Source organism: Acinetobacter baylyi DSM 14961 = CIP 107474, assembly GCF_000368685.1.
Classification (GTDB): Bacteria; Pseudomonadota; Gammaproteobacteria; order Pseudomonadales; family Moraxellaceae; genus Acinetobacter; species Acinetobacter baylyi.
The window spans coordinates 190,013-216,909 of sequence record NZ_KB849623.1; the positions used below are offsets into that span (position 1 = coordinate 190,013).

Below are 26,897 nucleotides of genomic sequence, written 5' to 3' on the forward strand. Positions count from 1 at the left end.
ACACGCTATCCAGTGTCGGCTCACCAGAAGCCTAAGATATATCACTGTTTAGTCGTGCAGTAAGTGCTACTCTGATAGAAATCCATTGTTCTGTCTATTATAATGATTTGAAGTAATCATTCTGATTTTTAGAACACCATAATGAGTATCCCCTTTTCTCGCTTTTCCGATTATTTTATGACAGTCGCCAAAACTGGAAACCTCCGAAAGGCTGCTGACCAATTACATATTTCAGTCTCGGCGGTGCACCGACAAATCGCTTTAGCTGAAGAGGAGCTAGATATTGCATTGTTTGAACGGCTGCCAAATGGCTTAAAGCTCACCTTGGCAGGAGAAATGCTGTATTCAGATGTGCTGCGTTGGCAAAAAGAATATAAACAAACCTGTATGCGTTTTGATGAAATACAAGGATTGAAACGTGGCGCTATTGAACTTGGATTAATTGCCGCATTAAGCGACGGGTTTGTGGTGGATGTACTGGCGACATTACAGAGTGAGTTTCCATGGATTACGCTCAACATTCTGACCGATGATAGTGATGTCCTGATTAACAAAATCATCACTAATGAGATTGATGTTGGCCTCATTCTTGATCCAGTTGTCAGCGCCCAACTAGATGTCATGTCTTTTGTCGAAATTCCGATAGGTTTTGTGATGTGTCCCGATCACCCTTTGGCACAGCACACTCATCTCACGTTATCTCAAACCCTAGATACCCGACATATTGTCCCCGATCAACCGTTGGTTATTCACGATAGAGTAATGGCAATGTATAAAAAATATCACGCCAACCCAGCCCAGATTACGCTTTCCAATGACATTCGCCTTATACAGTCCATGCTCAAGAAAAATATGGGCATCGCGTTATTGAGTTATCTGGATGTTTATAGTGCAGTAGAAAAACAAGAGTTAATTTTTATTCCATTAGAAGACAAGACCATACAGCCATTAACGCTGGCGCTCTGTAGTGGTTCGCGGCGCCAGTTATCACGTATTGCACAGCTTTTAATTCGGACCTTGACTGAGCAAATGGAAATAAAATTCAATCACGCATTGGCTGGCTTTAAGTAATATCAAATCGACCAATCTTCTATTGTCCAGCCCTGATCAATAGCCAATTTTTCCAGACGATCATCTGGATTGACTGCGATGGCATGGGTTGCGTATTCCAGTAAAAAGCGATCATTAATCGAATCTGAATATGCCCAAGATTCTTCTACACTACGCCCTGCCAGCCACTGATCTAAACGAGCCAATTTACCTTTTTGGTAGCATGGTAAGCCTGCGACTTTACCTGTATATTTCCCATCTTGTACTTCGGCATTGGTCGCAATAATTTCAGTAATTCCGAATGCACGAAAAATAGGTGCAGTAATAAAATCGCTGGTGGCGGTAATCCCGACAATGTCATGTCCCAAATTCTGATGCTTTTTAATGCCATCAAAGCCTTTTGGTCGCATTTGTGGACGAATCACTTTTTGCATAAATAGCGCATGTAGGTCAGTTAACACCTCAGGCGTATTTTGCGTTAAAAACTCAAATACAAATTCATTGTAAGCAATCGGATCAAGCTGACCCGCTTTGTAATCTTCATAAAACTTATCGTTCATCTGGCGATGATGTACAGGATCGACCAATCCCTCATTGACCAGAAATTCTCCCCATGAATGGTCAGAATCTGTATTAAGTAGAGTGTGGTCGAGATCAAACAAAGCCAATTTCATGAAAATTCTCGTTAAAACTGAAATTTAAGAAAAAAAATGTAAATCTATCTCCGCTAGTCGATAGAAATTCGTTAAGATCATAGCAATTTTAATGCATTTTACTTTGATCTTTTCGAGCTGGGCATTTAAGAGTGACCGCCCCCGATTTCAAAGTCAACGATATTGATAAATTTTAGGTAGCCAAATGATCGACTCAGAAGGTTTCCGACCCAACGTCGGGATCATTTTGGCAAATGATAACGGACAAGTTTTATGGGCAAAACGCATTGGTCACAATGCTTGGCAATTTCCACAAGGAGGAATCCATTTTGGAGAAACCCCCGAGCAGGCACTTTATCGTGAACTGAGAGAAGAAGTCGGCTTATTGCCAGAACACGTCCAGATTATTGCGCAGACCAAAGGATGGCTGCGTTATCGTTTGCCACATCGGTACATCCGGCCAGATTCTGACCCGGTATGTATTGGACAGAAACAAAAATGGTTTTTATTGAAGCTCACCGCATCGACACGGCATATTCAATTAAACCTATCCGACCCGCCCGAATTTGACGAATGGCAGTGGGTCAGTTATTGGTATCCATTAGGCCAAGTCGTCAATTTTAAGCGAGATGTATACCGTAAAGCCATGATGGAGCTGTGTATGCTCTTGCCACAACAACAAACGTTCGAAAAATCATCTCTCTAGCAAATGATTTTTCGGTCGAGTGCTGTTATAACATCACTATGAAAAATTAAAAATTTTGGAGTATGCATCCATGTCAAACATGCAACTTGACACTTTGAGACGTATTGTTCAGGAGATCAATTCGTCCGTAAGTTTGCATGATTCGCTCGATATTATGGTCAATCAAGTGGCCGACGCGATGAAAGTGGATGTATGTTCGATTTATTTGCTTGATGAACGGAACCAGCGCTATTTACTGATGGCGTCAAAAGGACTCAATCCTGAGTCTGTCGGTCACGTCTCGTTACAGCTCAGCGAAGGTTTAGTCGGGTTGGTCGGACAGCGTGAAGAAATCGTCAACTTGGAGAATGCCTCCAAGCACGAGCGCTTTGCTTATTTACCCGAAACTGGAGAAGAAATTTACAATTCTTTTCTCGGTGTTCCTGTTATGTATCGCCGTAAGGTCATGGGCGTATTGGTGGTGCAAAACAAACAGCCACAAGACTTTAGTGAGGCAGCCGAATCCTTTTTGGTGACCTTGTGCGCACAGCTTTCAGGTGTTATTGCCCATGCACATGCGGTAGGCAATATCGATGTTTTCCGTAAGCCAAGCAATGGTGCAACTTATAAAACCTTCCAGGGTGTACCTGGTTCAGGTGGTATTGCATTAGGACGCGCAATTGTACTGTATCCTCCTGCAGATCTGGCATCGGTTCCAGATCGTGAGGCTGAAGATATCAGTGATGAATTACAACTACTGGATCAGGCGGTCAGCTCAGTTCGAACAGAAATTCAGCAGCTTGATGAAAAAATGCAAGACTCATTGATGTCTGAAGAGCGTGCATTATTTAGTGTGTTCTTACGCATGCTGGATGAAAATGCGCTCCCTGCGGAAATCAAGGAATTAATTCGTGCAGGTAATTGGGCACAAGGTGCCGTACGTCGGGTGATCGACAAGCACATTACCCTCTTTGCCCAAATGGAAGATGACTATTTACGTGAACGTGTTTCAGATTTAAAAGATTTGGGGCGCCGCATTTTAGCCTCACTCCAGGAAGCCGATTCCAGTCATCGTGAAATTAGTCCAGACAGTATTATTATTGGAGAAGAAATCAGTACGGCGGCACTGGTTGAATTGCCTGTTGATAATATTGCCGCAATTGTGACCACAGAAGGTGCTGCCAATTCACATATGGTGATTGTGGCGCGAGCTTTGGGTATTCCCACAGTGGTTGGGGTAACTGAGTTGCCCATTAATACGCTTGATGATGCAGAGATGATTGTCGATGCTTATCAAGGACGCATCTTTATCAATCCACCACGTCGCATGCGTCAGCGTTATAAAGAAATCCAGAAAGAAGAAGAACAAATCGCGAAGGATTTAAAACAGTATGAAACCCGTGATGCCATTACGCCTGATGGTGTTGCAGTACGCTTATATGTCAATACAGGCTTGATGATTGATGTGGTGCGTGGTGTACAGCGCGGTGCTAAAGGTGTCGGTTTATATCGTAGTGAAATCCCGTTTATGTTACGCGACCGCTTTCCTGGCGAAGAGGAACAGCGTGCCATGTATCGCCAGCAACTGAGTCACTTTGCCAACAAACCTGTCACCATGCGTACCCTCGATATTGGTGCCGATAAAGATCTGCCTTATTTTAGTATTGAGGAAGAAAACTCGGCATTGGGCTGGCGTGGCCTGCGTTTTACGCTGGATCATCCAGAGATTTTCTCGACCCAAGTTCGTGCCATGCTCAAAGCCAGTATTGGCCTGAATAATTTGCATATTTTGCTGCCAATGGTAACCAGTGTTAGTGAAGTTGAAGAGGTTTTGTATCTGGTAGAACGTGACTGGAATGCCGTACAAGAGGAAGAACAGGTCAAAATTACCAAACCGAAAATTGGTATCATGGTCGAAGTCCCAAGTGTACTTTTGCAGATTGATGAATTTTCTGAACTGGTCGATTTCTTCTCTGTGGGTTCTAACGATTTGATTCAGTATCTTCTGGCGGTAGACCGTAACAATCCACGTGTTTCAAGTGTCTACTCTCATTTTCATCCTTCTGTATTACGTGCCTTGCAACGCTTGGTCAAAGACTGTCATAAGTATGAAAAACCCGTCAGTATTTGTGGAGAAATGGCAGGCGATCCGCTTTCAGCAATTTTACTGATGGCGATGGGATTCAACACGCTTTCGATGAGTTCAAGTAATATTTTGCGGGTGCGTAAAGCCATCTGTCACGTCGCCATGAGCGATGCAGAAAAGCTACTCAGTGAAGTGGTTAAAATGAATAATCCACTGATGGTCAAAAGCTGGATCGAGTATTATTTTAAAAATCACGGGCTTGGCGACATGGTCAAATCTAACAGATTGGTATCAGTTTAAATTAGGCTTCATCAGAAAAGGGCAAATCATTTGCCCTTTTTTAATTGAAAATTTTATTCTGGATATGCACGCTCCAAAATTAGTTTGGAATCTGGCATAACGGGTAATATTCCAGTCACTCGTCCATGCCAAGTACCATAACGAGACTGGATAAATGCATCGGATACCCAATGGGGAGCGTAGCGCCTCATCAATACGGCTTGTGTCAGCAGCACCAAACGGCTAACAAAGTGACGGGCGCTAAACTGCAATTGCTCACTAGAATATTGCAACTCATCTTTCAACGCCTGAAGGTCCTGATACAAGCAAGACTCTTGCGCAGTTACATCGCCAAATGAATCGAATAAAACCTGAATAGATTCAGGATGACGCTGTATTGCCCTAAGCACATCCAGACACATAATATTTCCTGAGCCTTCCCAAATTGAATTAACAGGTGCTTCTTTAAACAGCCGAGACATTATGCCTGTCTCGACATAACCGTTGCCACCAAACACCTCCATAGCTTCGCCAGTCAACTCAACAGCACGCTTACAGATCCAGAACTTGGCTGCTGGCGTCAATAACCGTACCCATGCCTGTGAGATGTCATCATCACGTTGGTAGCATGCTGCCAAATGCATGCTCAAGTGTAGCGCTGCTTCAGTTTCCAGTGCCATATCGGTCAGAACTGCCTGCATAAGCGGTTGATCTGCAAGAACTCGACCAAATGCACGACGCTGACGTGTGTAAGCGATACATTGTACCAAAGCCTGACGAAGTATCGCTGTACTTCCAACCGAACATGTTAAACGGGTATAGGTTGCCATCTCGATAATCGTGGGAATACCTCGCCCTTCCTCTCCAATCATAATGCCCAATGCATCGCGAAATTCGACTTCACTACTGGAATTACTTTTATTGCCCACCTTATTTTTGAGCTGCTGAATCTCAATATGGTTTTTACTCCCATTTGATAACCAACGCGGCACAAAAAAACAGGCGAGTTCCTCTTGTGAAGTTTGTGCGACCACCAAATGCGCATCCGACATGGGTGCAGAAAAAAACCATTTATGCCCCGTCAATAAATATTCCTCTCCACGACCTGAAATACCAACGGGCTTGGCGAATGTTTGATTGGCACGCACATCCGAGCCACCCTGCTTTTCGGTCATTCCCATTCCAACCCAGATTGATGATTTCTGGGAGATGAGTATATCTCGTTCATCATAGTCACAAGAAAGCAGTTTTTTACCTAAGGTTTGCCATAATTTAGATTCGCGTTGAATCAAGGGAATACTTCCTAATGTCATTGCGCTCGGACACAAACTGCCACTTTCAACCTGGCCACTCAAATAAAAACGCGCAGCCCACTCCACCCAACCCGTTTGAGCAGCGCTTGTAATAAATGGATGTGCATGTAATGCATATTCACGATTTTGTCGCATCCATTGATGCCAGGCGGGATGAAACTCAACTTCATCGATTCGTCGGCCACGCGCATCAAAACCATGCAATTGTGGTAAATGTCGATTGGCTTGATCTGCCAGCATATAACTACGTTGATGACCAAGTATTTCGCCAAACGTTGTAAGCTGTTTCTGCTCGTGATGTCCATAACGTTTCAGAATTTCCTGTAAAGGCACATCGCTTTGATATAAATTGTAGTTACATAATTCATTAAATTGGTTATCAGACTGATCGGGTATCCTTGTCATCATGCGACTTATCCATGGTTTATTTTATTTCTAGATGGTTTTCTAGATATACCAGAATTTTGGGCACATAGGTCATGATGATCTTTATTTTCCAAACATATGATTTTCTTATCATTTAATCTTTAAATATCAAGCCATTAGCAATTATTATGTATATCAGTAGTACTAATTTTCTCAAAATTAAAAATATGATCGACCAAATTCATTGATCTTAATTCAAACGTTGTCTTTACATGATTCATCTACTATGCTGAAAAATAAATATAAAATTCCTTATAATCGTTTTTATCTCTTAATTAAATTATTTTAATCGTTTTGCTATTTTATAACAGACCCTTTATGGTAATAAAAGTAAACCATGCTGCATCATTCACTAACATCTACAGAATAACCTTGTGACATAGATTGAAGTGTGCATAGCACTGTCACACGTTGATTCTAAAATTGAATAACTTAACCTTGAAAAATGCATGTTTTGAGTACTTTTTACAAAAAATGCAATGTTATTCGAGGATAGGAATGCTAGTTATATAATGTTGCTATATCCATGACATTATTAAAATTTTCACTACTAAAACACTTGACGGAGAATTCTAATGAGTGACGATAAGTTAAAGTGTCCAGTCACCCACCTTACGACTGATGCAGGCGCGCCTGTTGTAGACAATCAGAACAGTATGACGGCAGGTGCACGTGGTCCACTTCTGACCCAAGATCTCTGGCTCAATGAGAAAATGGCTAATTTTGCACGTGAAGTTATTCCAGAACGTCGTATGCATGCCAAAGGGTCAGGAGCATTTGGTACTTTTACGGTAACCCACGATATTACACAGTATTCCCGTGCCAAAATATTCAGTGAAATTGGGAAAAAAACTGAAATGTTTGCCCGCTTTTCAACGGTCGCAGGTGAACGTGGTGCTGCCGATGCAGAACGTGATATTCGCGGTTTTGCCCTCAAGTTTTATACCGAAGAAGGTAACTGGGACATGGTGGGAAACAATACGCCTGTGTTCTTTATGCGTGATCCACGTAAGTTCCCAGATCTTAACAAAGCAGTAAAACGCGACCCAAAAACTAATTTACGTAGTGCCACCTATAACTGGGATTTCTGGACGCTACTGCCTGAAGCACTGCATCAGGTCACAATTGTGATGTCAGATCGTGGTATTCCAGATGGATATCGCCATATGCATGGTTTTGGTAGCCATACTTATAGCTTCATCAATGCCAGCAATGAGCGCTTTTGGGTAAAATTCCATTTCCGCACCCAGCAAGGTATTAAGAATTTAACTGATGCTGAAGCTGAAGCGATTGTTGCCAAAGACCGTGAAAGTAGCCAAAGCGATTTGTTCAATGCGATTGAACAAGGTAACTATCCAAAATGGACCATGTTCGTTCAAATCATGCCAGAAACTGATGCGGAAAAAGTACCCTATCATCCATTTGACCTCACTAAAGTCTGGCCGCATGGGGATTACCCACTGATCGAAGTCGGTGAATTTGAACTAAATCGTAATGCTGAAAATTATTTTCAGGATGTTGAGCAAGCGACATTTGCACCAAGTAATCTAGTTCCAGGGATTAGCTACTCTCCAGACCGCATGTTACAAGCACGTTTGGTGAACTATGCCGATGCACACCGCTATCGTGTTGGTGTAAATCACACTCAAATTCCAGTAAATGCGCCGCGTTGTCCAGTGCATAGTAACCGCCGTGACGGACAAGGCCGTATGGATGGTAACTATGGTGGTTTACCACACTACGAACCGAACAGTTTCCATCAATGGCAAGAACAGCCTGAGTTTCGTGAACCGCCTTTAAAAATTACGGGCGATGCAGATTTCTGGGATTTCCGTCAAGATGACAGCGACTATTTTAGCCAGCCCCGTGCTTTGTTTAATTTGATGAATGATGAGCAAAAACAGGCATTATTTGGTAATACGGCACGTGCGATGGGTGATGCGCTCGACTTCATTAAATATCGCCACATCCGTAATTGCTACGCCTGTGATCCTGCCTATGGAGAAGGTGTTGCTCAGGCACTCGGCATGACGGTTGCAGATGCTCAAGCAGCCCGTGACAGTGATCCTGCTAAAGGTCATCCTGGTTTCTTATAATAGAAAAGCAATAAAAAACCACCTGCGGGTGGTTTTTTATTGCAAACAAAAAGCTTTAAACAGTGAGCTTATGTCCTTCACGGATACAGTAAAATGGATTGACCAATTTAGATGAGGTTTTTAACAGATGCGTAAGTTCACGCTCTGGATCATCACGATGTTCATCTGTGAGCTGAAATGTTCGATAATGAATTGCCATGGTTCGTTGTGCATGTAAATCTAGATGTGCATGCAGAGCATCTTGTGGATTCATATGGACATACTGCATCAAATCGCGCGGTTCATAGGCTCCGATTGGTAACAATGCAATTCGAGGGGCACCACAACGCTCATAAATTTCTTTAAAATGTGGCCCATAACCTGTGTCGCCAGCAAAAAAAGCGTGACCTGATTCTGCAATAACTGAAAACCCACCCCACAAGGCTTTGCCTTGATCACGTATACCACGACCTGAACCGTGTTGAGCTGGCGTATACATAATGGTGAGATCGTGAAACGGGATCATCTGCCACCAGTCCATCTCAATCACATGATAGTCTTTGGGTAAATAATATTGATTTCCTAATCCAGTATAGATGGGCATTGCGAATTTACGATGTAGCCATTCCAGTGTCGCCAGATCCATATGATCATAATGATTGTGGCTGAGCAACACGGCGTGAATTGTGGGCAAGTGTTCCAGTGCAATTCCTGCTGGGCAAACCCGACGCGGGCCACGACCTTGGTGAGGACTGGCATATTCGCACCAGACTGGATCGGTAATAAAATTATATGGCCCAATCTGAAGCAGTACTGTTGCATGACCAACAAACCATACTTGCCAGTCGTCTAAGCTGGCATGTGGCCGATTTTGTGGAATGGCAATAGGCGTGTTAAGGCGCAGCTCATATTCACGAGATATGTCGACCTGCCATGTGTATGATTCACGCGTCGCTAACCAACGCAGAAGTTCAGTCGAACCACGCGCAGACGGACGTTTCACCTGATTATAGAAACGGGCTGGCCCCGCTTGCTCAGAATCTACATAATGAAAAGAAGGCTTACTCCATGTATGGGTCAAACAAGATTTAGTCGGCAATTGATAAGTTAATGTCGGCTTCTCTTTCATAGGTGATTTCAGTCATCATCTCGTGGTCAAATAAACATATTTTTACGCATGTTTTTCATTTAACTTTAGCAGCGACTATTTCTCCGTTTTGTTGATTTAATCGTCCTTTCATCCTCTCTAACCAAACTTCATTAGATTGGGGCTTAATAAAGAGTGCCACAATTTCAGGATGAATCTGTTTAATTTGTGCTTCAATTCGATTGACGCAATTTTCAATCTCATCCGAGATCAAACCATCTTTAAACTCAAGACTCAAAGATGCAATGACCTGATGCGCACCTATCTGTTCTGTCAGGACACCATTGGCAGAGTAAACTGCTTCATCGTCCTGAGCAATACGTAATACATTTTTACGTAGCTCTGGATCTGCTGTTTCTCCTAATAATAACCCTTTGGTCTCACGTGCCAATAAAAAAGCAGAAACAGCAAGTACAACACCAATCAATACCGATGCCACACCATCCAGAATAGGTATCTGTAAAAATTGTGCCGCGGTAATACCTATCAATGCAATAATCAAACCAATCAAAGCTGCCGAGTCTTCAAACAGTACAGTAAATGTCGTTGGATCTTTGCTTCGCTTAAATGCTTCAAAATAGCCCAATGAACCTTTCATTTTTTTAAAATTTTTAACCGCCACCCACCAAGATGCGCCTTCACACAAAATTGCAAAACCAAGAACCAAATAATTGACCAATGGATATTTCATTTCTTCAGGCTGAAGAATATGCGAAACACCTTGATAAATAGAGACCACAGCCCCCAATGCAAAGACCAGTAAAGCGACAATAAAGGCCCAAAAATACAATTCCCGACCATACCCAAAGGGATGGCGATAATTGGCAGGCTTTTGGGATTTTTTCAAACCATAGAGTAATAAAATCTCATTTAGGCTATCCACAACCGAGTGAATTGCTTCACTTAACATGGCAGCACTGTTGGTAAAATATGCAGCAATAAACTTGCTTAGAGCAATAAGTAAATTGCCAACTAGCGCTGCATATACAACAATTTTACTGGATGATGAAGACATAATTTTTATTTTCAGTTAAATAAGGCATCTTTATATGTTATAGCGTCAAGCTATTTTATTTTAAAATGTTTTACTGTTGAAAATTGTTTTTAGTCCACTAAATATTATTTTCAACGCCAAATAATGATATAAAATGTATTTTAAACACTCCTATTCGCGTGTCACATTCATTTTATTTATGCATTTGATTAAACTAATTTATGAATTAATTCATGAATTTATTTTTTATATCGAATTATTAATGATGACCAAAATACTATTTATTTTATAAATGACAAAAGCGGTTTTAAAGATTTTCTATTGATTTAATATACTTTAGACTGGCTCAAGCAAGACATTTCTGGATTAACTTAGTGGAATTGCGTCATCTCCGATATTTCGTCACTGTAGCTGAAGAGCTTAACTTTAGTAAAGCTGCCTTAAAACTTTATACTGCTCAACCCTCACTTAGCCAACAGATCAAAGATTTGGAAGAAGACGTCGGTGTACAACTTCTTTATCGAACCAAACGTAAAGTGGAGCTCACAGAAGAAGGCGCTGTATTTTTAGAACAGGCTCGGCTTACTTTGGCTCAGGCAGATAAAGCGGTCATGATGGCACGCAAAGTCTCTCAGGCAAAGCAACAATGTTTGCGCATCGGTTTTGTTCCTGTTGCAGAAGTACAAGTATTTCCGCATGTGTTACCTAATTTTCGTGCGCATCATCCAGAACTTAGAATTGAACTCCATAGTTTAAATAACGATCAGCAACTTAAGGCGCTTAAACGTGGTGAACTCGATTTATGTTTTATCCGAGATAATATTCAGCATCGTGATGGTATCCATAGTCAATTGGTATTAAGTGAACCACTCATTTTTATCCTGCCTAAACAGCATCCATTGGCCAAACTTGAACGCATTCCGCTTGAAGCATTAAACAATATCGATTTTATTATTCCGGCAGCAGATCAGGCCAGAGTGTTAAACCAGCATATTTTGCAGTTTGCCAAACAACATCAGATCCAGTTCAACATTATTCAAAGTGCTGATACTGTCTTATCCAACATTACTTCTGTGGCACTCAATCTGGGCTGTAGTATTTTACCTAATTATGTGTCAACACTCTTGCCAGAAAATTGTGTGATGCGACCACTTGATATTGAATTGCCACATTTTGATTTATTTATGGCTTACCAATCAGCATCAAAAACGCCACCAGTAACGACATTTATCAAGGCATTGGACAAATGGTTTCAACCTGCTGGCTATTGACCATTTTAAATGATTTTTATGGTCATAGATCTACGCATTCGATTTCAGACAAGAATCATTTATTTATGCTATACATTTGAAAATCACAGCATTGCCTAAGATACAGGGACGTTAAAAATCATGATTCGATTTTTTTCTCAAATTCGTAGCAGCATTTATACACGTCCACATTTTTTTATTGCTTTGTGTGTTGGCTTAATCATGGCCCTTTCACTGTCATGGTTGACAGTTTGGCATTGGTCCACCATCACCCTGATCAGTTGGAATATCGCTGTTATTTTATATTTTACCCATGTGATACGCTTAATCTGGCATGTCGATATCGATGCAATGCAACAACAAGCCAAACGTCAGGATGAAAGCAAATGGGTGATTATGCTTGTAGTCTTGCTCGCGTTAGGCATGTGTCTGATAGCCATTGTGGTGCAGTTGTCCATTTTGTCTAAAAACAGTCCTTATGAAATTGAACATGTCGGATTGGCAATGTTAACCATTATTTCGGCATGGATTTTTATGCATACTGTATTTGCTTTGCACTATGCCCATGATTTTTATATGGCACGCAGTAAAGGTAAAGATGACGGTCTGGATTTTCCTAAAACAGCAGATCCAACCTACGCTGATTTTTTATATTTTAGTTACATCATTGGCACATCAGCACAAACTGCTGATGTTTCAATCACGTCACGTGCCATGCGACTGCTCAATATTTTCCATGCCTTTCTGGCATTTTGTTTTAATACCACGATCTTAGCCATCTGTATTAATGTCGCAGCCAGTTTTTTATCCAATTAAATAAAAAGGAAAGCATCTTCGCTTTCCTTCGTCACTTTAAATCTGTTTAATTCGCAAAAATAGAATTACTCTGTTTTAAACTGTCTCGTTGTCGAATTGTCGCAAGATACCGGTCTATCGCAGGATCCGCTTTTAACTGTCCCGTTTTGCTTTGCCAAAGCAACATCGCACCAACACATACATCTGCTACGGTAAACTGTTCACCGCATAAATAAGGATGTGCTTCATTCAATCCCTGAATCAATGCGCGATACGCATCTGTTTCATCACCATAACTCATAAACATTTTTTGTTCAGATTGAATTTGAATACCTCGCATCTGATCGGTTGCCAATGCATCCCATGGTCCTGAGATAAAAAATAGCCAGCGATAATACAGACCTCGTTTCGGATCATTAAGAGCAGGTGCTAAATTCTTTTCTGGAAATTTATCTGCCAAATAGGCACAAACTGCAGCAAGTTCATAGATCACGACATCGCCATCAGTGAGTACAGGTACTTTGCCAAATGGATTTAATTTGAGATATTCGGGCGATTTCATGCTGGTATTATATTCAACCTCAATCCGCTCACACTCGATCCCAAGCTCGATGAGTAACCACTCAACCACGACACCGCGTGATTCTTTATTGGTATAAAGTTTAAGACCCATCTGATTTACTCCTTTTTTGATGTGATCGGTCTAGTGTAGAGCAGTCGATTGTCAGTTCTTGTCAGTAGTGCTACATACTTCCTGAGTCCACCATTGATGAAACAGTTTTTGCTTAAACTGAGGATAAATCTCCTGACTTAAATGAAGTTGTTGGATTCGATCAATCCTAAAGTTTCGAAATGCCTGCCGCAGCTCACACCAAGCAGCCAGCATAATTTTGTCGTTAAAATATCCCATTGCAAACGGCCATAAAATACGATGACTCTCTCTTTGTTGCTCATCCCAATACATCACCGAAATCTTGACTTGTCGCCGAATCGCCATTCGGATTTGTTCTAGAATTTTCATATCGACAGGCAGCCAGACATTAAATGCTCTTAATGTCGTTTGCTCAAGCAAATGCTGGCGATGAGCGGGTAAAACCGAATTTAGTTTGGTCAATACCGAAGAAGAAGCACACTGTAACTCACCATCAGGCACACTTTTAAGCCAATGCAGTGCCAGAAAAATTGCTTCTACCTCTGTTTCATTGAGTGTGATCGGCGGCAGAAAAAAATCTTCTTTAAGTTGAAATCCCATTCCTGCACAGGCATCAATTCTTACTCCTTGTTGCCGGAGCGTCTCGATATCTCGATAAACACTTCGCTGGCTAATGCCAAGTTGCGCTGCCAACGTTTGTGAGGTTACTGGATATTTGGCTTCTCTCAAATGCTGCAATAAATTCAATAATCGAATTGAACGACTCATCTGAACCTCTAGTTTTTTATCAGAGAGAAACACGCTGAGGTTTACTCTCTGTCTGTTTTACTAGATGCCTAATTAAGATCTAAGCGTGGATTTTTTCTTGAAGCAACTGTGTTAAATAATGATGCAATTCTGCAATACTATCTACAATTGTCAAAGGCTCATAGCGTTGCAGCACGTCAACCTCATGTACACCATAGCTGACCCCAACACGTGGCATATCAATATTCTTGGCCATTTCAAGATCATAACTACTATCACCGACCATAATGGCATGTTGAGCTTCAACTTGTGTGACCTGCAAAATTTCCTCTAGCATGCGTGGATGAGGCTTAGACATGGTTTCGCTGGCTGCACGCGTAATATCAAACAGCTCATGACTTTGTGTTTTATTGAGCACTCGATCTAACCCACGACGGCTTTTGCCTGTTGCTACAGCGAGTTTTATGCCTTGTGCTTTAAGATCATGTAATAACTCGGCTACACCCTCAAACCACGCATCATGCTTAGAATTCTCTACATAATGCTCACCATAATGTACCAAAATCTCCTGATGCAGATGAGGAACCTGTGGAAATAGGGCTTGCATGACCTCTGGCAAACCCAGACCAATAATACTTTGTGCAGCTTCATCGGTGAGTGGTTGATTGAATTGATCTGCTGCGAATCTCAAACTCGCAACAATTTGTCCCACGGAATCAAATAAGGTGCCATCCCAGTCAAAAATAATCAGTTCTGGACGCTTCATTTACGTGCTCTCAACTGCGCTACAACGCTTTGAATATCCTCTGCAAGCGGTGCTTCAATCACAGGATAGCCTGGAATTTCAAGACGCATCGCATGTAAGCATAAACGACGCGCTTCTGGACCTGAATAGACAGTTTGATGTCCATATTTATCATCTCCTACCAGTGGATGACCAATACTTAAACCATGCACACGGATCTGATGTGTACGTCCAGAAAGTGGAGAAGCATATACCAAAGTCGCTTCCTTAAATCGTTCAGCCACTCGCCATTCTGTTTTACTCGGTTTACCCTCTTTGGAGACACGTACACGACGCTCACCATTGGACAGCTCATAACGTAATAACGGCGCATCAATCAATTGTTGATCCAGACTCACCTGTCCTTTCACCAGTGCGGCATAAGTTTTACGAATTTTATGCTCGCGCAATAAATCTTGCAGTAACTTGAGCGTACTGCGCTTTTTACTGATCATGACCAACCCCGAAGTATCACGGTCAATTCGGTGAATCAATTCTAGATATTTTTTTCCAGTGGCCGCTCGCATGGCTTCAATCAGACCGTATGCCACACCGCTTCCGCCATGTACGGCGATCCCCGATGGTTTATTCACCACCAGTAAACCCTCATCTTCATACACCACGCGGTTGAGCAGGCTTTTGGCAACCTGATCGCTGACTGGCGCATCGCTTTCATCTTTTTGTTCGTAGCGAATCGGGGCAACACGTATTTGATCGCCAATACTGAGTTTACTTTCAGCTTTGATTCGTTTTTTATTGACCCGTACCTGCCCTTCTCTGATCAAGCGATAAATACGACTTTTAGGTACGCCTTTTAATCGGGTAAACAAAAAATTATCGATTCGCTGACCTGCCTGGTGCTCGTCCACCTCAAACCAAGTGACACTTTGCCATTGTTGCGTAGAATTCATACAGTAATTAAAACCCGAAAAAGATGAAATTTGAATAAAAAATGATCATTTAGCTACTTGATTTCACAAGAAACTTTCAATTAGCCCATAGGCAGATCGTGCAAGGTTTGATATAGTCAGCGCACGGATACCACCGTAAGTGAACAAAAAACGAAATAATTTCAACTCAGTTTGAAATTATGATTCGGTCAAGGCTTCACCAAAAACTCGGATAGGTCCCAAAAGAATATGCCCACGCCGAAGGCTTATTATATCGGCAAAAAACAAACTGTCGCGTTTAATTGTGCATTTGCACAACAGTTTGTTTAAAGAAATATGTCGCCAACCCTCACGTTGGTTATTAAACGTAAACTGATGCACATCAGATACATTGCGCCATGAGGATATCTTCAGGCTAAAGTGTTGATGTATTGGAACTGCCAAATAGCACTGATACGATGAACATTCCGTATCAAGACTTCACAAGAAGGATCTTCAAGCTCAGTGACAGTGAAAGTTATCATCCAATACACCGCTTATCCGCCAGTGAAGCAACTCGGGCACTTTAACTGTTTTGACAGTTAAAGCAGTATCGCCGACATCAAGACAGATATTGAACTGAAGCATTATGCGCTAGCTGTTCATCATGATTGGAACCACATTTATTGAGATCCAGTCCTGAACCATAAAGGATTGATGTTTGTGCAGCTGATCATCGCAGTGATCTGAGTGAGTCACTATTAGGTGTCACACCCATGAAACGTATGTTGATTAATGCAACCCACGCTGAAGAAGTCCGCGTTGCACTTATCACTGGTAATCGTCTTTACGATTTTGATTTAGAAAATCGTACCCGCGAACAAAAAAAATCGAACATCTACAAAGGTCATGTCACACGTGTAGAACCGTCTTTGGAAGCTGTATTTGTCGAATACGGTGCACAGCGTCAAGGTTTCTTATCTATGCGTGAAATTGCAAGTTCTTACTTGCATGCCGACCCACGTCAGACCTCAAATATCCGTGAACTGATCACTGAAGGTACCGAGCTTCTGGTTCAAGTTGAAAAAGAAGAACGCGGCAACAAAGGTGCAGCGCTTTCTACCTTTATCTCGCTTGCAGGACGCTATCTTGTTCTCATGCCAAATAATCCTAAAGGTGGTGGTATTAGCCGTCAAATTTCGGGTTCAGTGCGTGAAGAACTAAAAGAAATGCTGGCCTCACTGAATGTTCCTCGTGGCATGAGCGTGATTGTACGTACTGCGGGTATTGGTCGTTCGCAAGAAGAATTGCAACTCGATTTACAGCACCTTCTAGATTTGTGGAGCCAAATTCAGAGCACCTCAAATTCTGGGCCATCACCTATGCTGGTTCATCAGGAAGCAGGTGTAGTTACTCGTGCCATCCGTGATTACTTGCGTGATGACGTTGCTGAGATCCTAATCGATAGCGAACAAGCCTATAACGAAGCCTATAACTTTGTAAAAGCAGTGATGCCGCGTCAGCTTGATAAACTGAAAACTTACACGCTCAATGAACCACTGTTTGCTCATTTTGCTATTGAAAGTCAAATTCAGACCGCATACGAACGTGAAGTAAAACTACCTTCTGGCGGTTCAATCGTGATTGATCAAACCGAAGCCCTTGTTTCGATCGACATTAACTCGGCCAAATCGACTCGTGGTCATGATGTTGAAGAAACTGCTCTTAATACCAACTTAGAAGCAGCAGAAGAAATTGCCCGTCAATTGCGTTTACGCGATATTGGTGGCTTGGTCGTCATTGACTTTATTGATATGACTAAAGACCGTAACCAGCGTATGGTCGAAGCCAAATTACGTGAAGCAACGCAAAGTGACCGCGCGCGCATTCAATTTGGTCAGCTCTCACGCTTTGGCTTGATGGAAATGAGCCGTCAACGTTTGCGCCCTTCTCTAGAAGAAGCGACTGGTTATGTTTGTCCACGTTGTCATGGCACAGGCATGGTACGTGACCTGCGTTCACTTTCACTTTCAATCATGCGTAAAGTTGAAGAGATTGCATTACGTGAACGTCATGGTGAAGTTCAAGTTGAAGTACCTGTAGAAATTGCAGCATTTTTGCTTAACGAAAAACGTCATAGTTTGGTTTATCTTGAACAAACTTCGGGTGTACGTGTCACTGTCTTGCCTCACCCACACCTTGAAACACCGCATTACGAAATCCAGTACAATCCTGAAGGTTTTGCACCATCAAGTTATGAACGTACTGAAGCAACGCGTTCAAGTGAAAAAGAACTGGGTTATGAATCATCTGGCTGGCATCTTGAAGATACAGAGCATCAGCATGCAAGTCCTGTTTCACAAGAAGCGTCTAAAGCGAAAAACCAGCAAAAACCTGCATCACCAGCATCTGCTCCTGCTGCCACACCAGTAAAAGCGGCAAGCCCATGTGCATGGCTTGAAAATCTTTTTGTACAAAAACAAGCTCAAACCGTTGATCAATCACGCTCAGCACAAAATGCAGCTGCTGCAATTGAGCAAATGGTTAACAATGGTGCCGTGAGCCGTGGTCAGTTTGGTCAGGTTGCACATGTTCCTGCGATTGCAGAAACAGCACCAGTGGCAGTGCCATCAAACAATGCCTATATGTCACAAAACACGACTAAGCATGATGCACGCGAACAGGTTGAGAAAGACGAGAAGCCACAGCAACAATCACGTCAGAACAACAAAAAGCGCAAGCATAAAGAGCATCGTGAACAGCACAATCATGTACAAGAGCAGCCACAACAGGTACAAATACATGAAGAAACCGTGCAACTGTCTCGTCAGGAACAGCGTGAGCAAAAACGTCATCAAAAACGTCATCAGTCATCACCTTCTGAACAACACAATGAACAGCAGCAGACTGAAGAAGCTGTAGTTCCACGTCGTGACCGTAATCAACAACGTCCAAATCGCCCAAATCGCTATCGTGACCAAAGCGTATTGAGCGAAGAAACAGCTCAAACCAAAGCACCAGCTAACGCAACTGCACCTGTAGTAGATGAACGCCAAGTCCGTGTTGATCAGATCGATGTACCACGTGATGAAGTTTTAGCTACTGCATTAGTCATCAATGTAGATGAATCTCAAAGCGAAATCGTGGCATTGACTGAGCAAAAAGAGACGGTAAAAACTGCACCAGTAATGAAGTCTGAACCTGTTGAAGCTAAAACTTTACCAGAAAATAAAGTTAAAGCAGCAACCCAGGTTGAACCTGCTGTAGCAGAGACCAAGTCTAAACAGACTGAAAGCACTGACTCTGCATCAACACAGGTTAGACGTGCAAGTAATGATCCACGTATGCGTCGCCGTCAGCAACGCGAGGCACAAAAAGCAAAAGCGCAAACACCAAAAGTGTTACCGTCACAGGTTCCACAGTTAGCTCAGTACAGTATTGGCAGTCTAATTCGTCATGTGTATGGTGAAGACTGTACGGTTCTGATTGAACAGTTTGGGCTTGTTCCAACGTTTAACCGCGCTTTGCTCAAGTTTACTGAGCAATATGCAGCAACGCTGGTGGTGAGTGAAGTTGCCAACGCTACGGAAGACAAAAAACCAGTCACCCGTGATGTAGAGCTTCCAAACAGCAAACCTGCTGAAGAAGTTGAGCCAGCACCTGTTTTGCCGCTTACACCACCACAAGCATCGGTTAGCCGTGTTGCCAACGATCCACGTGAACGTCGTCGTTTGGCAAAACAGGCTGCAGAGCAGGCCCATGAACAAGCTAAACTTGCAGCAGAACAGGCACAGATCGGTTCAAAGGAACAGCCTGCTGCTGATGCCGTTGCAACGTCTCAGGTTGAAGAAGCGCCTAAGAGCATAGAAACGCCTGTAGAAGCTATAGCTCTAGTAGAAGCGGTTGTAGATCAACCAACAGCTACGATAGTGCAAGAAGCCTCTACCGAGGAAGTAGCAGCAACTTCGCAAATAGCGGTTGAAGCTGAGCAGCCTCAGCACGATGCGGTACAAGCCTCGTTACCTGAAATCGAGCAAGCAGAAACTGCAACGACGCCGCAAGCTAAAGGAAAAACCAGTAAAGCTACGGCAAAATCGGCACCTAAAGAGACCAGTACAGAGCAAGAAAAAATCGCTCGTCCTCGTCGTCCTCGTGGTCGTCCACCGAAGAAAACATCAACTGGCACTGAATGATTTGCAAAATTGCAGGTCAATAAAACAAACCTAGTCATTTCGGTGACTAGGTTTTTTTTGATACTTTTGTCAGATTAGGTTGATTGCACTACAACATATCTCGTAAAAGAACAGTTGTAGATTAAACTGCGTATTTTGCTATAGACACGTAAACCTGATTGGATTAATCGAAAAATAAATAGGATGCATATGAGCCAGACCACACAGACCGACATCATTACGCTTGGCGCTGTTGCCGCAAAAATTCCTCAACTGATTCCAAAGGTGCCTCATCTCCTCAATGGTCTCAAGCAAGCCTATTTAAGAACCCCAAGCACCCCTGCTGGTTTAGGTATCGCTTTTGAAAAAGCAGTCAAACGTAATCCAGATGGTATGGCTTTACTATTTGAAGATGAACGCTATAGCTATCAGGAACTGAATGAATGGGCAAACCAGATCGCACACTTTTATTTATCATTAGGTGCGCGTAAAGGTGATGTCATTGCGGTGATGGTAGAAAACCGTTCTGAACTGTTAGCAACCATCGTGGCGCTTGCCAAAATTGGGGTGACTGCTGCATTGGTCAATACTTCACAAACAGGCAAAGTATTAACCCACAGTATTAATCTGGTTCAACCTATTGCACTGATTGTTGGTGAAGAAGTCCGTAAATGTGTCGATGAAATTAAACAAGATCTGAATCTTGCGCAGGATCGCTTTCATTGGTTTGCCAATCAGGCCACTCGTCAAGATGCGGGCTCTGCACCACGTGACTACATCAATCTGGCAGAAAAAATCGATCATTTCCCAAAATTTAATCCGCCAACCACGCAGACTGTGCAAGGCAAAGATGGATTATTTTATATTTATACCTCAGGAACAACTGGATTACCTAAAGCTGTAATTTTTACCCATAGCCGCTGGACACTGGCTTATGGTACTTATGGCCACGTACTGGCGCTAGATGAAAATGATGTCATGTACGTGACTCTTCCAATGTATCATGCGACAGGTATTGTGGTGTGTTGGTGCGGCGTGATTGCAGGTAGTGCAACACTGGCATTGCGCCGAAAATACTCCACCAGCGCATTTTGGAAAGATGTACAAAAATTTAATGCATCTGCTATTGGTTATGTGGGTGAACTATGCCGTTATTTAATGGATGCACCTCCTTCCGAGCTTGACCGTCATCATCGTGTGACCAAAATGATCGGTAATGGCATGCGCCCCAATATCTGGGATAAATTCAAGCAGCGTTTTGGCGTAAAAGAAATTCTTGAACTCTATGCCTCAAGTGAAGGCAACGTCGGGTTTAGCAATATCTTTAATTTTGACAATACCGTTGGTTTCTCACCTACCCCTTACGCAGTAATTGCCTTTGATAAAGAGAAAAATGAACCTATTCGTGATCAAAATGGCTACTGCCAGAAAGTGAAAACGGGTGAAGTCGGTTTACTGGTAGGTAAAATCACGCGTCGATCACCTTTTGATGGATATACCGATCCTGAAAAAAATAAATCGGTTATTCTTAAGAATGTTTTTAAGAAAGGTGATTCATATTTCAATACGGGCGATCTGGTGCGTGATATTGGTTTCCGTCATGCTCAATTTGTAGACCGTTTGGGAGATACATTCCGCTGGAAAGGTGAAAATGTATCAACCACTGAAGTTGAAAATATGCTGTGTGAATACGAGAAGATTGTAGAGGCGGTGGTATACGGCGTAGAAATTCCAAATACCAACGGACGTGCAGGAATGGCCGCTATTACGCTTAACGATCAGGCCGAATTCAACGATGAAGATATGAGCGCGATGGTGAATACCTTTAAAAAATGTTTACCTGCATATGCCATTCCTGTATTTTTACGTGTACAAAAAACGGTCGAAACGACAGGAACATTTAAATATCAGAAGAATAAACTCAAAGAACAGGCATTTGATCCAAGCAAAACAGAAGAACGTTTACTGGTTTTATTACCAGGTGAAAGTGCTTATTGTGAGGTAACTTCAGAGATTTTTGATAACATCCAGGCATATAAGTACCGTTTTTAGTTCATTTTTTAGCTGAACATGAGGAAATCGTGTTTTTTATAAACAGTCATGCAATTGTTTTGAATTTTCCTCTTGTGTTAGCTGAATAACTTGCTACAATACGCTCCATCAAACGATACAGGGTCGTTAGCTCAGTTGGTAGAGCAGCGGACTTTTAATCCGTTGGTCCCGCGTTCGAGTCGCGGACGACCCACCATTTATTGTTTGATCTGATGAAAGAAGATAATTTACCACCTTCTTTCTTGTAAGATTAAGAGACGATCTCATCTTACAATGCGTTTAAAGCCTTGCTTTAAAACACTCAGGGTCGTTAGCTCAGTTGGTAGAGCAGCGGACTTTTAATCCGTTGGTCCCGCGTTCGAGTCGCGGACGACCCACCAGATTCTAAAAAAGCCTTAACTGATCATGTTAAGGCTTTTTTTTGTTTAGAATTTTACAACCTAACCATGAATGTTTCATGACGCCAAAAATCAAATAATTCAAATATCCGATCAATTTTATAAAAAATTTCTGTTTTTACGATTTATATAAATGCGTTATCTTGGTTGCCACATTAAGAACTTTCTCACGCCATTAAGAGGATCAAGATAATGAGTTTAATCAATACCGAAATCAAACCTTTTCAAGCGACTGCATATCAAAATGGTCAATTTATCGATATTTCCGAAGCTGACTTAAAAGGAAAATGGTCTGTGGTATTTTTTTACCCTGCTGACTTTACCTTTGTGTGTCCAACGGAACTTGAAGACCTTGCAGATCAATATGCAGAGTTTCAGAAGCTAGGTGTCGATATCTACTCTGTTTCTACAGATACTCACTTCACCCATAAAGCATGGCATGATACATCAGATGCCATTGGTAAAATCCAATATGCCATGATTGGTGACCCAACTTGGACCATTTCTAAAAACTTTGAAGTTTTAATTGAAGCTGAAGGTTTGGCTGATCGTGGAACATTTGTAATTGATCCAGAAGGTAAAATCCAAATTGTTGAAATCAATGCGGGTGGAATTGGCCGTGACGCACAAGAACTGCTACGTAAAGTAAAAGCAGCCGTATACGTTTACAATCATCCAGGTGAAGTCTGTCCTGCCAAATGGAAAGAAGGTGATGCAACACTTGCACCATCGATTGATCTAGTGGGTAAAATCTAAACCTATATCACTTTAAGCTATGAACCACTTCCCAAACAGGAAGTGGTTTTTGTATTTAAGATCGTATACAGCACTGCCGTTGCAATAATGGAATCAGCCAACTCATAAATACATCCAGACGGCGCGGAATATAGTGTCGATTCGGATACAGTACATTTAAAGGCAAGGATGGACAGACATCGTCTTTTAATATTTCAACCAGCCTTCCACTCAAAAGATCCTGATAGACATCATAGTACGGTACTTGAATAATTCCCAAACCAGCACGAGCTGCTTGTATATAAGCTTCGGTATTGTTTACGCTCAATCTAGTATTTAACTTGATGTATTGATCACCATAAAAAAAGGTACCTTGTTGATCGCCCACACCATTCTGATAATTGACTAACTGATGTTGATGCAAATCTTTAAGCTGTTGGGGTACACCAAATGTCTGTAAATATGTAGGACTGGCACAATTTACCATGCTTAAATGACCCACTGTTTTTGCAATCAGACTACTATTTTCCAAGATTCCGACTCTCACAACACAGTCTACCTCCTGTTCAACTAAATTAGTTAAATGATCTGAACTATGGAGTTGAATCCGAATATGAGGATATTGCTGAAAAAAATCACCAATTGCAGGTACAACAATCTGATGTGAAATTCGGCTTGGCATATCCACTTTGATAATGCCCTGATAATCCTGATGATGTGTCTGGATCATTTGCTCTAAAAGCTGGTAGTCGGCTAGCAAATTCTGACACTCTGGCAAAATTCGTTTACCATCCTGCGTCAGACTTACTCGACGCGTCGTTCGCTGAAAAAGACGAACTTTATAACTTGCTTCCAGATTTTGAATCGCGGCCGTAACGGTAGAGCGTGGTAGATCTAGACGTAATGCAGCCTCACTAAAACTTTCTCGTTTGGCAACCTCTATAAATATCTCAAACTGTTGTAACCGATCCATCATATTGTTCGTGTTTTCTGAATAGTGAAACCAAATTAGCACAATTGATCATTACATGATTGAAATTTAGACTGAATTTCAATCAAATTAATTGTGATTATGGTTTTACAGCCAAAAGGGAAACAACATGACTGCTCAAACACTTAAAAATAAAGTGGTTTTAATTACTGGTGGTGCAAAAAATCTCGGTGGATTAATTTCAAGAAAATTTGCTGAGCAAGGTGCAAAACTGGCAATTCATTACAACAGTGAATCCACTAAAGCCGACGCTGAAAAAACACTGGCTGATGTGCAAGCACTAGGTGCAGATGCCATATTATTACAAGGTGATCTGAGTTCAATTGATCGTATTGAAGCGCTATTTGTCAAAACCAAAGCACATTTTGGTGGTATCGATATTGCCATCAATACTGTGGGTCGAGTTCTTAAAAAACCGTTTCTGGAAACCACCGAAACTGAATTTGATTCAATGAGTGATATCAACTCTAAAATTGCTTACTTCTTTATCCAGTCGGCAGGTCGTCATCTGAATGATGGCGGTAAAATCTGTACTATTGTCACTTCATTATTGGCAGCTTATACGGGTCTTTACTCGACTTATGAAGGTTTAAAAGCACCTGTGGAACACTACACCCGCGCCGCCTCTAAAGAGTTTGGTGAGCGTGGTATTTCTGTGACTGCTGTTGCACCAGGCCCAATGGATACGCCATTTTTCTATGGTCAGGAAGCACCAGAAGCTGTGGCTTATCACAAATCGGCTTCTGCCCTTGGCGGCCTCACCAAAATTGAAGATATCGAACCTTTGGTACGTTTCTTGGTTACTGAAGGCTGGTGGATTACAGGTCAAACCATTTTTGCGAATGGGGGTTATACCACACGTTAATGATTCGACTTGGCTAGGGAAGCCCTATTCCCTAGCCATTTTTATTGAAGACTACATCGTGATTTTACTGAGATATGTTCAATCACATGGACCGATTTTAAAAATGACGGTGTTAGAGAAAAATTATAGAAATTCTTCCAAGACTGAATTTAAAAACAGATGCCCTTGCTCGGTGCAGGCAATTCGCTCGGGATCATTCACCAATAATTTTTTCTGACGCAAAGCATTTAGGGCAGGCTCAATATCGACCAGTGATAATCCTGTACGCTGCTCATACAAGTTTGTCGCTACACCCTCATTTAAACGCAGTGCATTCATCATAAATTCAAATGGTAATTCATCTGCTTCAATACGTTTCCACTGTACATGCTCGGCTGGAACTTTAGCGAGATAATCCTTAGGCAAACGCGTTTTCTGAAACCGATAAACACCATCAGGTTGTGTGACTTTGCCATGTGCCCCTGCGCCAATCGCCAGATAATCGCCAAATTGCCAATAATTCAAATTATGTGCTGAAGGTTTTTCTTTGCGCCATGCAGAAACTTCATAATTGCTAAAACCCTGTGCTTTTAAATACTGCTCACCTTGTCGTTGAATCTGTTCAAGAATTTCATCTTGTGGTAAGACAGGCTGAGTTCTAAAAAAAACGGTATTGGGCTCAATGGTCAATTGATACCAACTGATATGTGTTGCGCCATTGTCTACCGCAAGTTTTAAGTCGAGTAACGCTTGCTCTAAAGTTTGTTGTGACAATCCATGCATTAAATCGGCATTCACACGCTCAAAACCCGCCTGTTTTGCCAATTTGATCGCTTCAATTGCATTCTCTGAACTATGAATACGCCCGAGACGCTCTAAATGATCCTGATCAAAACTTTGTACCCCAAGCGATAACCGATTAATTCCCGCTTCTAAATAATCGGCAAAAGGATCATGTTCGACCGTTCCTGGATTAGCTTCTAATGTAATTTCACAGTCCTGTTCGAAATCGACTAAAGCACGTATTTTTTCAAACAGCCATTGATAACCTTGGGCAGAAATCAGCGATGGCGTACCTCCGCCAATAAAGACACTATGAATCTTGCGTCCCTGAACAAATTTCACCTGCGTTTCAAAATCAGCCACCAATGCCTGTAAATATTGTTGCTCTAGCTCCAGTGATAAAGCGCCATTAGGCACAGCATGTGAATTAAAATCACAGTAAGGACACTTACGTACACACCACGGCATATGGATATATAATGACAGTGGAATTTCGGCAGGGTTAAGTAAAACAGTCAAAAAGTGTGCTCAGACAATGAAACTGCATTAGTTTAACATGACTATAGCAATCACATACGCTCAAGCCGTTCGAATTGCTTTAGACTAAAAATAACCAAAAACACAATATGGAATAATAATGCTAAAAATCTCCTCGCAACTCGTTTTGCTTTTACCTTTGGCACTTGGAATCGGCATTGCAATGTCAGTGCAAACCGCTTTAAACACTCAACTCAGAGATTATTTGGACTCTCCCTTACAAGCAGCTTTTTTTTCGTTTCTGATCGGGACAATCGTTTTGGGGGTATTCGTCATGTTTCAGGATGCAGAAAAACCCTCCATTTCTCAGCTTTTCGAAATTCCATGGTTTCTCTGGTTAGGTGGATTTTTAGGGGTTTATGCGATTAGTTTGAGCATTTATACTGCACCGAAGCTCGGCTTTCTCACCTTATCGGGTTTGATCATTTTTGGGCAAATTGCCATGTCGATGCTTCTGGACCATTTTGGTTGGCTTGGCACAGACAAAGTGCCTGTAAACTGGCAGCGGCTAATTGGGGCACTGATGATTTTTATTGGGGTAATTTTTACCTTTCAACGCTAAATTTTATATTGATAGATG

At 41.9% G+C, this 26,897-nt stretch carries 21 protein-coding genes and 2 tRNA genes; 13 read left to right on the forward strand and 10 right to left on the reverse strand.

What is annotated here, in order from left to right; genetic code table 11:
• Positions 1 to 141: 141 nt before the first annotated feature.
• On the forward strand, positions 142 to 1,071 hold the full coding sequence (locus F952_RS00920; RefSeq protein WP_004920260.1) for a LysR family transcriptional regulator: 930 nt from the start codon (positions 142 to 144) through the stop codon (positions 1,069 to 1,071).
• A 2-nt stretch (positions 1,072 to 1,073) separates the two neighbouring features.
• Here the strand turns inward: F952_RS00920 and F952_RS00925 are convergent, their stop codons facing one another.
• Positions 1,074 to 1,724: an HAD family hydrolase gene (locus F952_RS00925; RefSeq protein ID WP_004920263.1), complete on the reverse strand. Its 651-nt coding sequence runs from the start codon at positions 1,722 to 1,724 to the stop codon at positions 1,074 to 1,076.
• A 184-nt stretch (positions 1,725 to 1,908) separates the two neighbouring features.
• Between F952_RS00925 and F952_RS00930 the strand changes: the two genes are divergently transcribed.
• The gene (locus tag F952_RS00930) at positions 1,909 to 2,409 is read left to right on the forward strand and encodes an RNA pyrophosphohydrolase (protein ID WP_004920265.1); all 501 of its coding nucleotides are present in this window, start codon (positions 1,909 to 1,911) and stop codon (positions 2,407 to 2,409) included.
• Between the two features lie 70 nt (positions 2,410 to 2,479).
• Complete coding sequence (gene ptsP / locus F952_RS00935; protein ID WP_004920268.1) at positions 2,480 to 4,774, forward strand: phosphoenolpyruvate--protein phosphotransferase; 2,295 nt, start codon at positions 2,480 to 2,482, stop codon at positions 4,772 to 4,774.
• 53 nt (positions 4,775 to 4,827) lie between these two features.
• Here the strand turns inward: ptsP and F952_RS00940 are convergent, their stop codons facing one another.
• On the reverse strand, positions 4,828 to 6,474 hold the full coding sequence (locus tag F952_RS00940; RefSeq protein ID WP_004920271.1) for an acyl-CoA dehydrogenase family protein: 1,647 nt from the start codon (positions 6,472 to 6,474) through the stop codon (positions 4,828 to 4,830).
• Between the two features lie 593 nt (positions 6,475 to 7,067).
• Between F952_RS00940 and F952_RS00945 the strand changes: the two genes are divergently transcribed.
• A complete protein-coding gene (locus tag F952_RS00945) occupies positions 7,068 to 8,588 on the forward strand; it encodes a catalase (protein WP_004920274.1) in 1,521 nt (506 codons plus the stop codon).
• Between the two features lie 55 nt (positions 8,589 to 8,643).
• On the opposite strand, the gene F952_RS00950 is transcribed toward F952_RS00945, so the two are convergent.
• Together F952_RS00950 and F952_RS00955 are read right to left on the reverse strand one after the other, a co-directional pair.
• On the reverse strand, positions 8,644 to 9,696 hold the full coding sequence (locus F952_RS00950) for an MBL fold metallo-hydrolase (RefSeq protein WP_004920276.1): 1,053 nt from the start codon (positions 9,694 to 9,696) through the stop codon (positions 8,644 to 8,646).
• 55 nt (positions 9,697 to 9,751) lie between these two features.
• Positions 9,752 to 10,729, reverse strand: a complete 978-nt coding sequence (locus F952_RS00955; RefSeq protein WP_004920280.1) for a cation diffusion facilitator family transporter — start codon at positions 10,727 to 10,729, stop codon at positions 9,752 to 9,754.
• A gap of 353 nt (positions 10,730 to 11,082) precedes the next feature.
• Between F952_RS00955 and hcaR the strand changes: the two genes are divergently transcribed.
• Positions 11,083 to 11,979 (forward strand): DNA-binding transcriptional regulator HcaR, encoded by an 897-nt coding sequence (gene hcaR / locus F952_RS00960; protein WP_004920283.1) that lies wholly within the window; start codon positions 11,083 to 11,085, stop codon positions 11,977 to 11,979.
• 120 nt (positions 11,980 to 12,099) lie between these two features.
• Positions 12,100 to 12,774 carry a DUF1345 domain-containing protein gene (locus F952_RS00965; RefSeq protein ID WP_004920287.1) on the forward strand — a complete coding sequence of 225 codons (675 nt, stop codon included), beginning with the start codon at positions 12,100 to 12,102 and terminating at the stop codon, positions 12,772 to 12,774.
• 46 nt (positions 12,775 to 12,820) lie between these two features.
• Here the strand turns inward: F952_RS00965 and F952_RS00970 are convergent, their stop codons facing one another.
• The 4 genes from F952_RS00970 to F952_RS00985 all read right to left on the reverse strand — a co-directional run bounded on the left by F952_RS00970 (position 12,821) and on the right by F952_RS00985 (position 15,847).
• A complete protein-coding gene (locus F952_RS00970; protein ID WP_004920289.1) occupies positions 12,821 to 13,426 on the reverse strand; it encodes a glutathione S-transferase family protein in 606 nt (201 codons plus the stop codon).
• A gap of 51 nt (positions 13,427 to 13,477) precedes the next feature.
• Entirely contained in the window at positions 13,478 to 14,173 is a 696-nt protein-coding gene (locus F952_RS00975) for a helix-turn-helix transcriptional regulator (RefSeq protein WP_004920293.1), read from the reverse strand.
• Between the two features lie 79 nt (positions 14,174 to 14,252).
• Entirely contained in the window at positions 14,253 to 14,918 is a 666-nt protein-coding gene (locus tag F952_RS00980; protein ID WP_004920297.1) for an HAD-IA family hydrolase, read from the reverse strand.
• Positions 14,915 to 15,847, reverse strand: coding sequence for an RluA family pseudouridine synthase (locus tag F952_RS00985; protein ID WP_004920299.1), 933 nt, complete (start codon positions 15,845 to 15,847; stop codon positions 14,915 to 14,917). Before F952_RS00985 ends, F952_RS00980 begins: the two co-directional genes overlap by 4 nt.
• A 734-nt stretch (positions 15,848 to 16,581) precedes the next feature.
• On the opposite strand from F952_RS00985, the gene F952_RS00990 reads away from it, so the two are divergent.
• From F952_RS00990 to ahpC, 5 genes are all read left to right on the forward strand, one after another.
• The gene (locus F952_RS00990; RefSeq protein ID WP_004920302.1) at positions 16,582 to 19,998 is read left to right on the forward strand and encodes an Rne/Rng family ribonuclease; all 3,417 of its coding nucleotides are present in this window, start codon (positions 16,582 to 16,584) and stop codon (positions 19,996 to 19,998) included.
• Between the two features lie 189 nt (positions 19,999 to 20,187).
• Positions 20,188 to 22,029 carry a long-chain-acyl-CoA synthetase gene (locus tag F952_RS00995; RefSeq protein ID WP_004920304.1) on the forward strand — a complete coding sequence of 614 codons (1,842 nt, stop codon included), beginning with the start codon at positions 20,188 to 20,190 and terminating at the stop codon, positions 22,027 to 22,029.
• A 120-nt stretch (positions 22,030 to 22,149) separates the two neighbouring features.
• A tRNA-Lys gene (locus tag F952_RS01000) sits at positions 22,150 to 22,225 on the forward strand.
• A 108-nt stretch (positions 22,226 to 22,333) separates the two neighbouring features.
• Positions 22,334 to 22,409, forward strand: a tRNA-Lys gene (locus F952_RS01005).
• A 210-nt stretch (positions 22,410 to 22,619) separates the two neighbouring features.
• Positions 22,620 to 23,183: an alkyl hydroperoxide reductase subunit C gene (ahpC, locus tag F952_RS01010; protein WP_004920306.1), complete on the forward strand. Its 564-nt coding sequence runs from the start codon at positions 22,620 to 22,622 to the stop codon at positions 23,181 to 23,183.
• Positions 23,184 to 23,238: 55 nt separating this feature from the next.
• Here the strand turns inward: ahpC and F952_RS01015 are convergent, their stop codons facing one another.
• Positions 23,239 to 24,135, reverse strand: a complete 897-nt coding sequence (locus tag F952_RS01015; protein WP_026056986.1) for a LysR family transcriptional regulator — start codon at positions 24,133 to 24,135, stop codon at positions 23,239 to 23,241.
• Positions 24,136 to 24,262: 127 nt separating this feature from the next.
• On the opposite strand from F952_RS01015, the gene F952_RS01020 reads away from it, so the two are divergent.
• Complete coding sequence (locus tag F952_RS01020; RefSeq protein WP_004920312.1) at positions 24,263 to 25,018, forward strand: SDR family oxidoreductase; 756 nt, start codon at positions 24,263 to 24,265, stop codon at positions 25,016 to 25,018.
• 123 nt (positions 25,019 to 25,141) lie between these two features.
• Here F952_RS01020 and hemW read toward each other — a convergent pair whose 3' ends face one another.
• Positions 25,142 to 26,299 carry a radical SAM family heme chaperone HemW gene (hemW, locus tag F952_RS01025; protein WP_004920314.1) on the reverse strand — a complete coding sequence of 386 codons (1,158 nt, stop codon included), beginning with the start codon at positions 26,297 to 26,299 and terminating at the stop codon, positions 25,142 to 25,144.
• 118 nt (positions 26,300 to 26,417) lie between these two features.
• Here hemW and F952_RS01030 point away from each other — a divergent pair, with 118 nt between their 5' ends.
• Positions 26,418 to 26,879, forward strand: coding sequence for a DMT family transporter (locus F952_RS01030; protein WP_004920316.1), 462 nt, complete (start codon positions 26,418 to 26,420; stop codon positions 26,877 to 26,879).
• Positions 26,880 to 26,897: the final 18 nt, after the last annotated feature.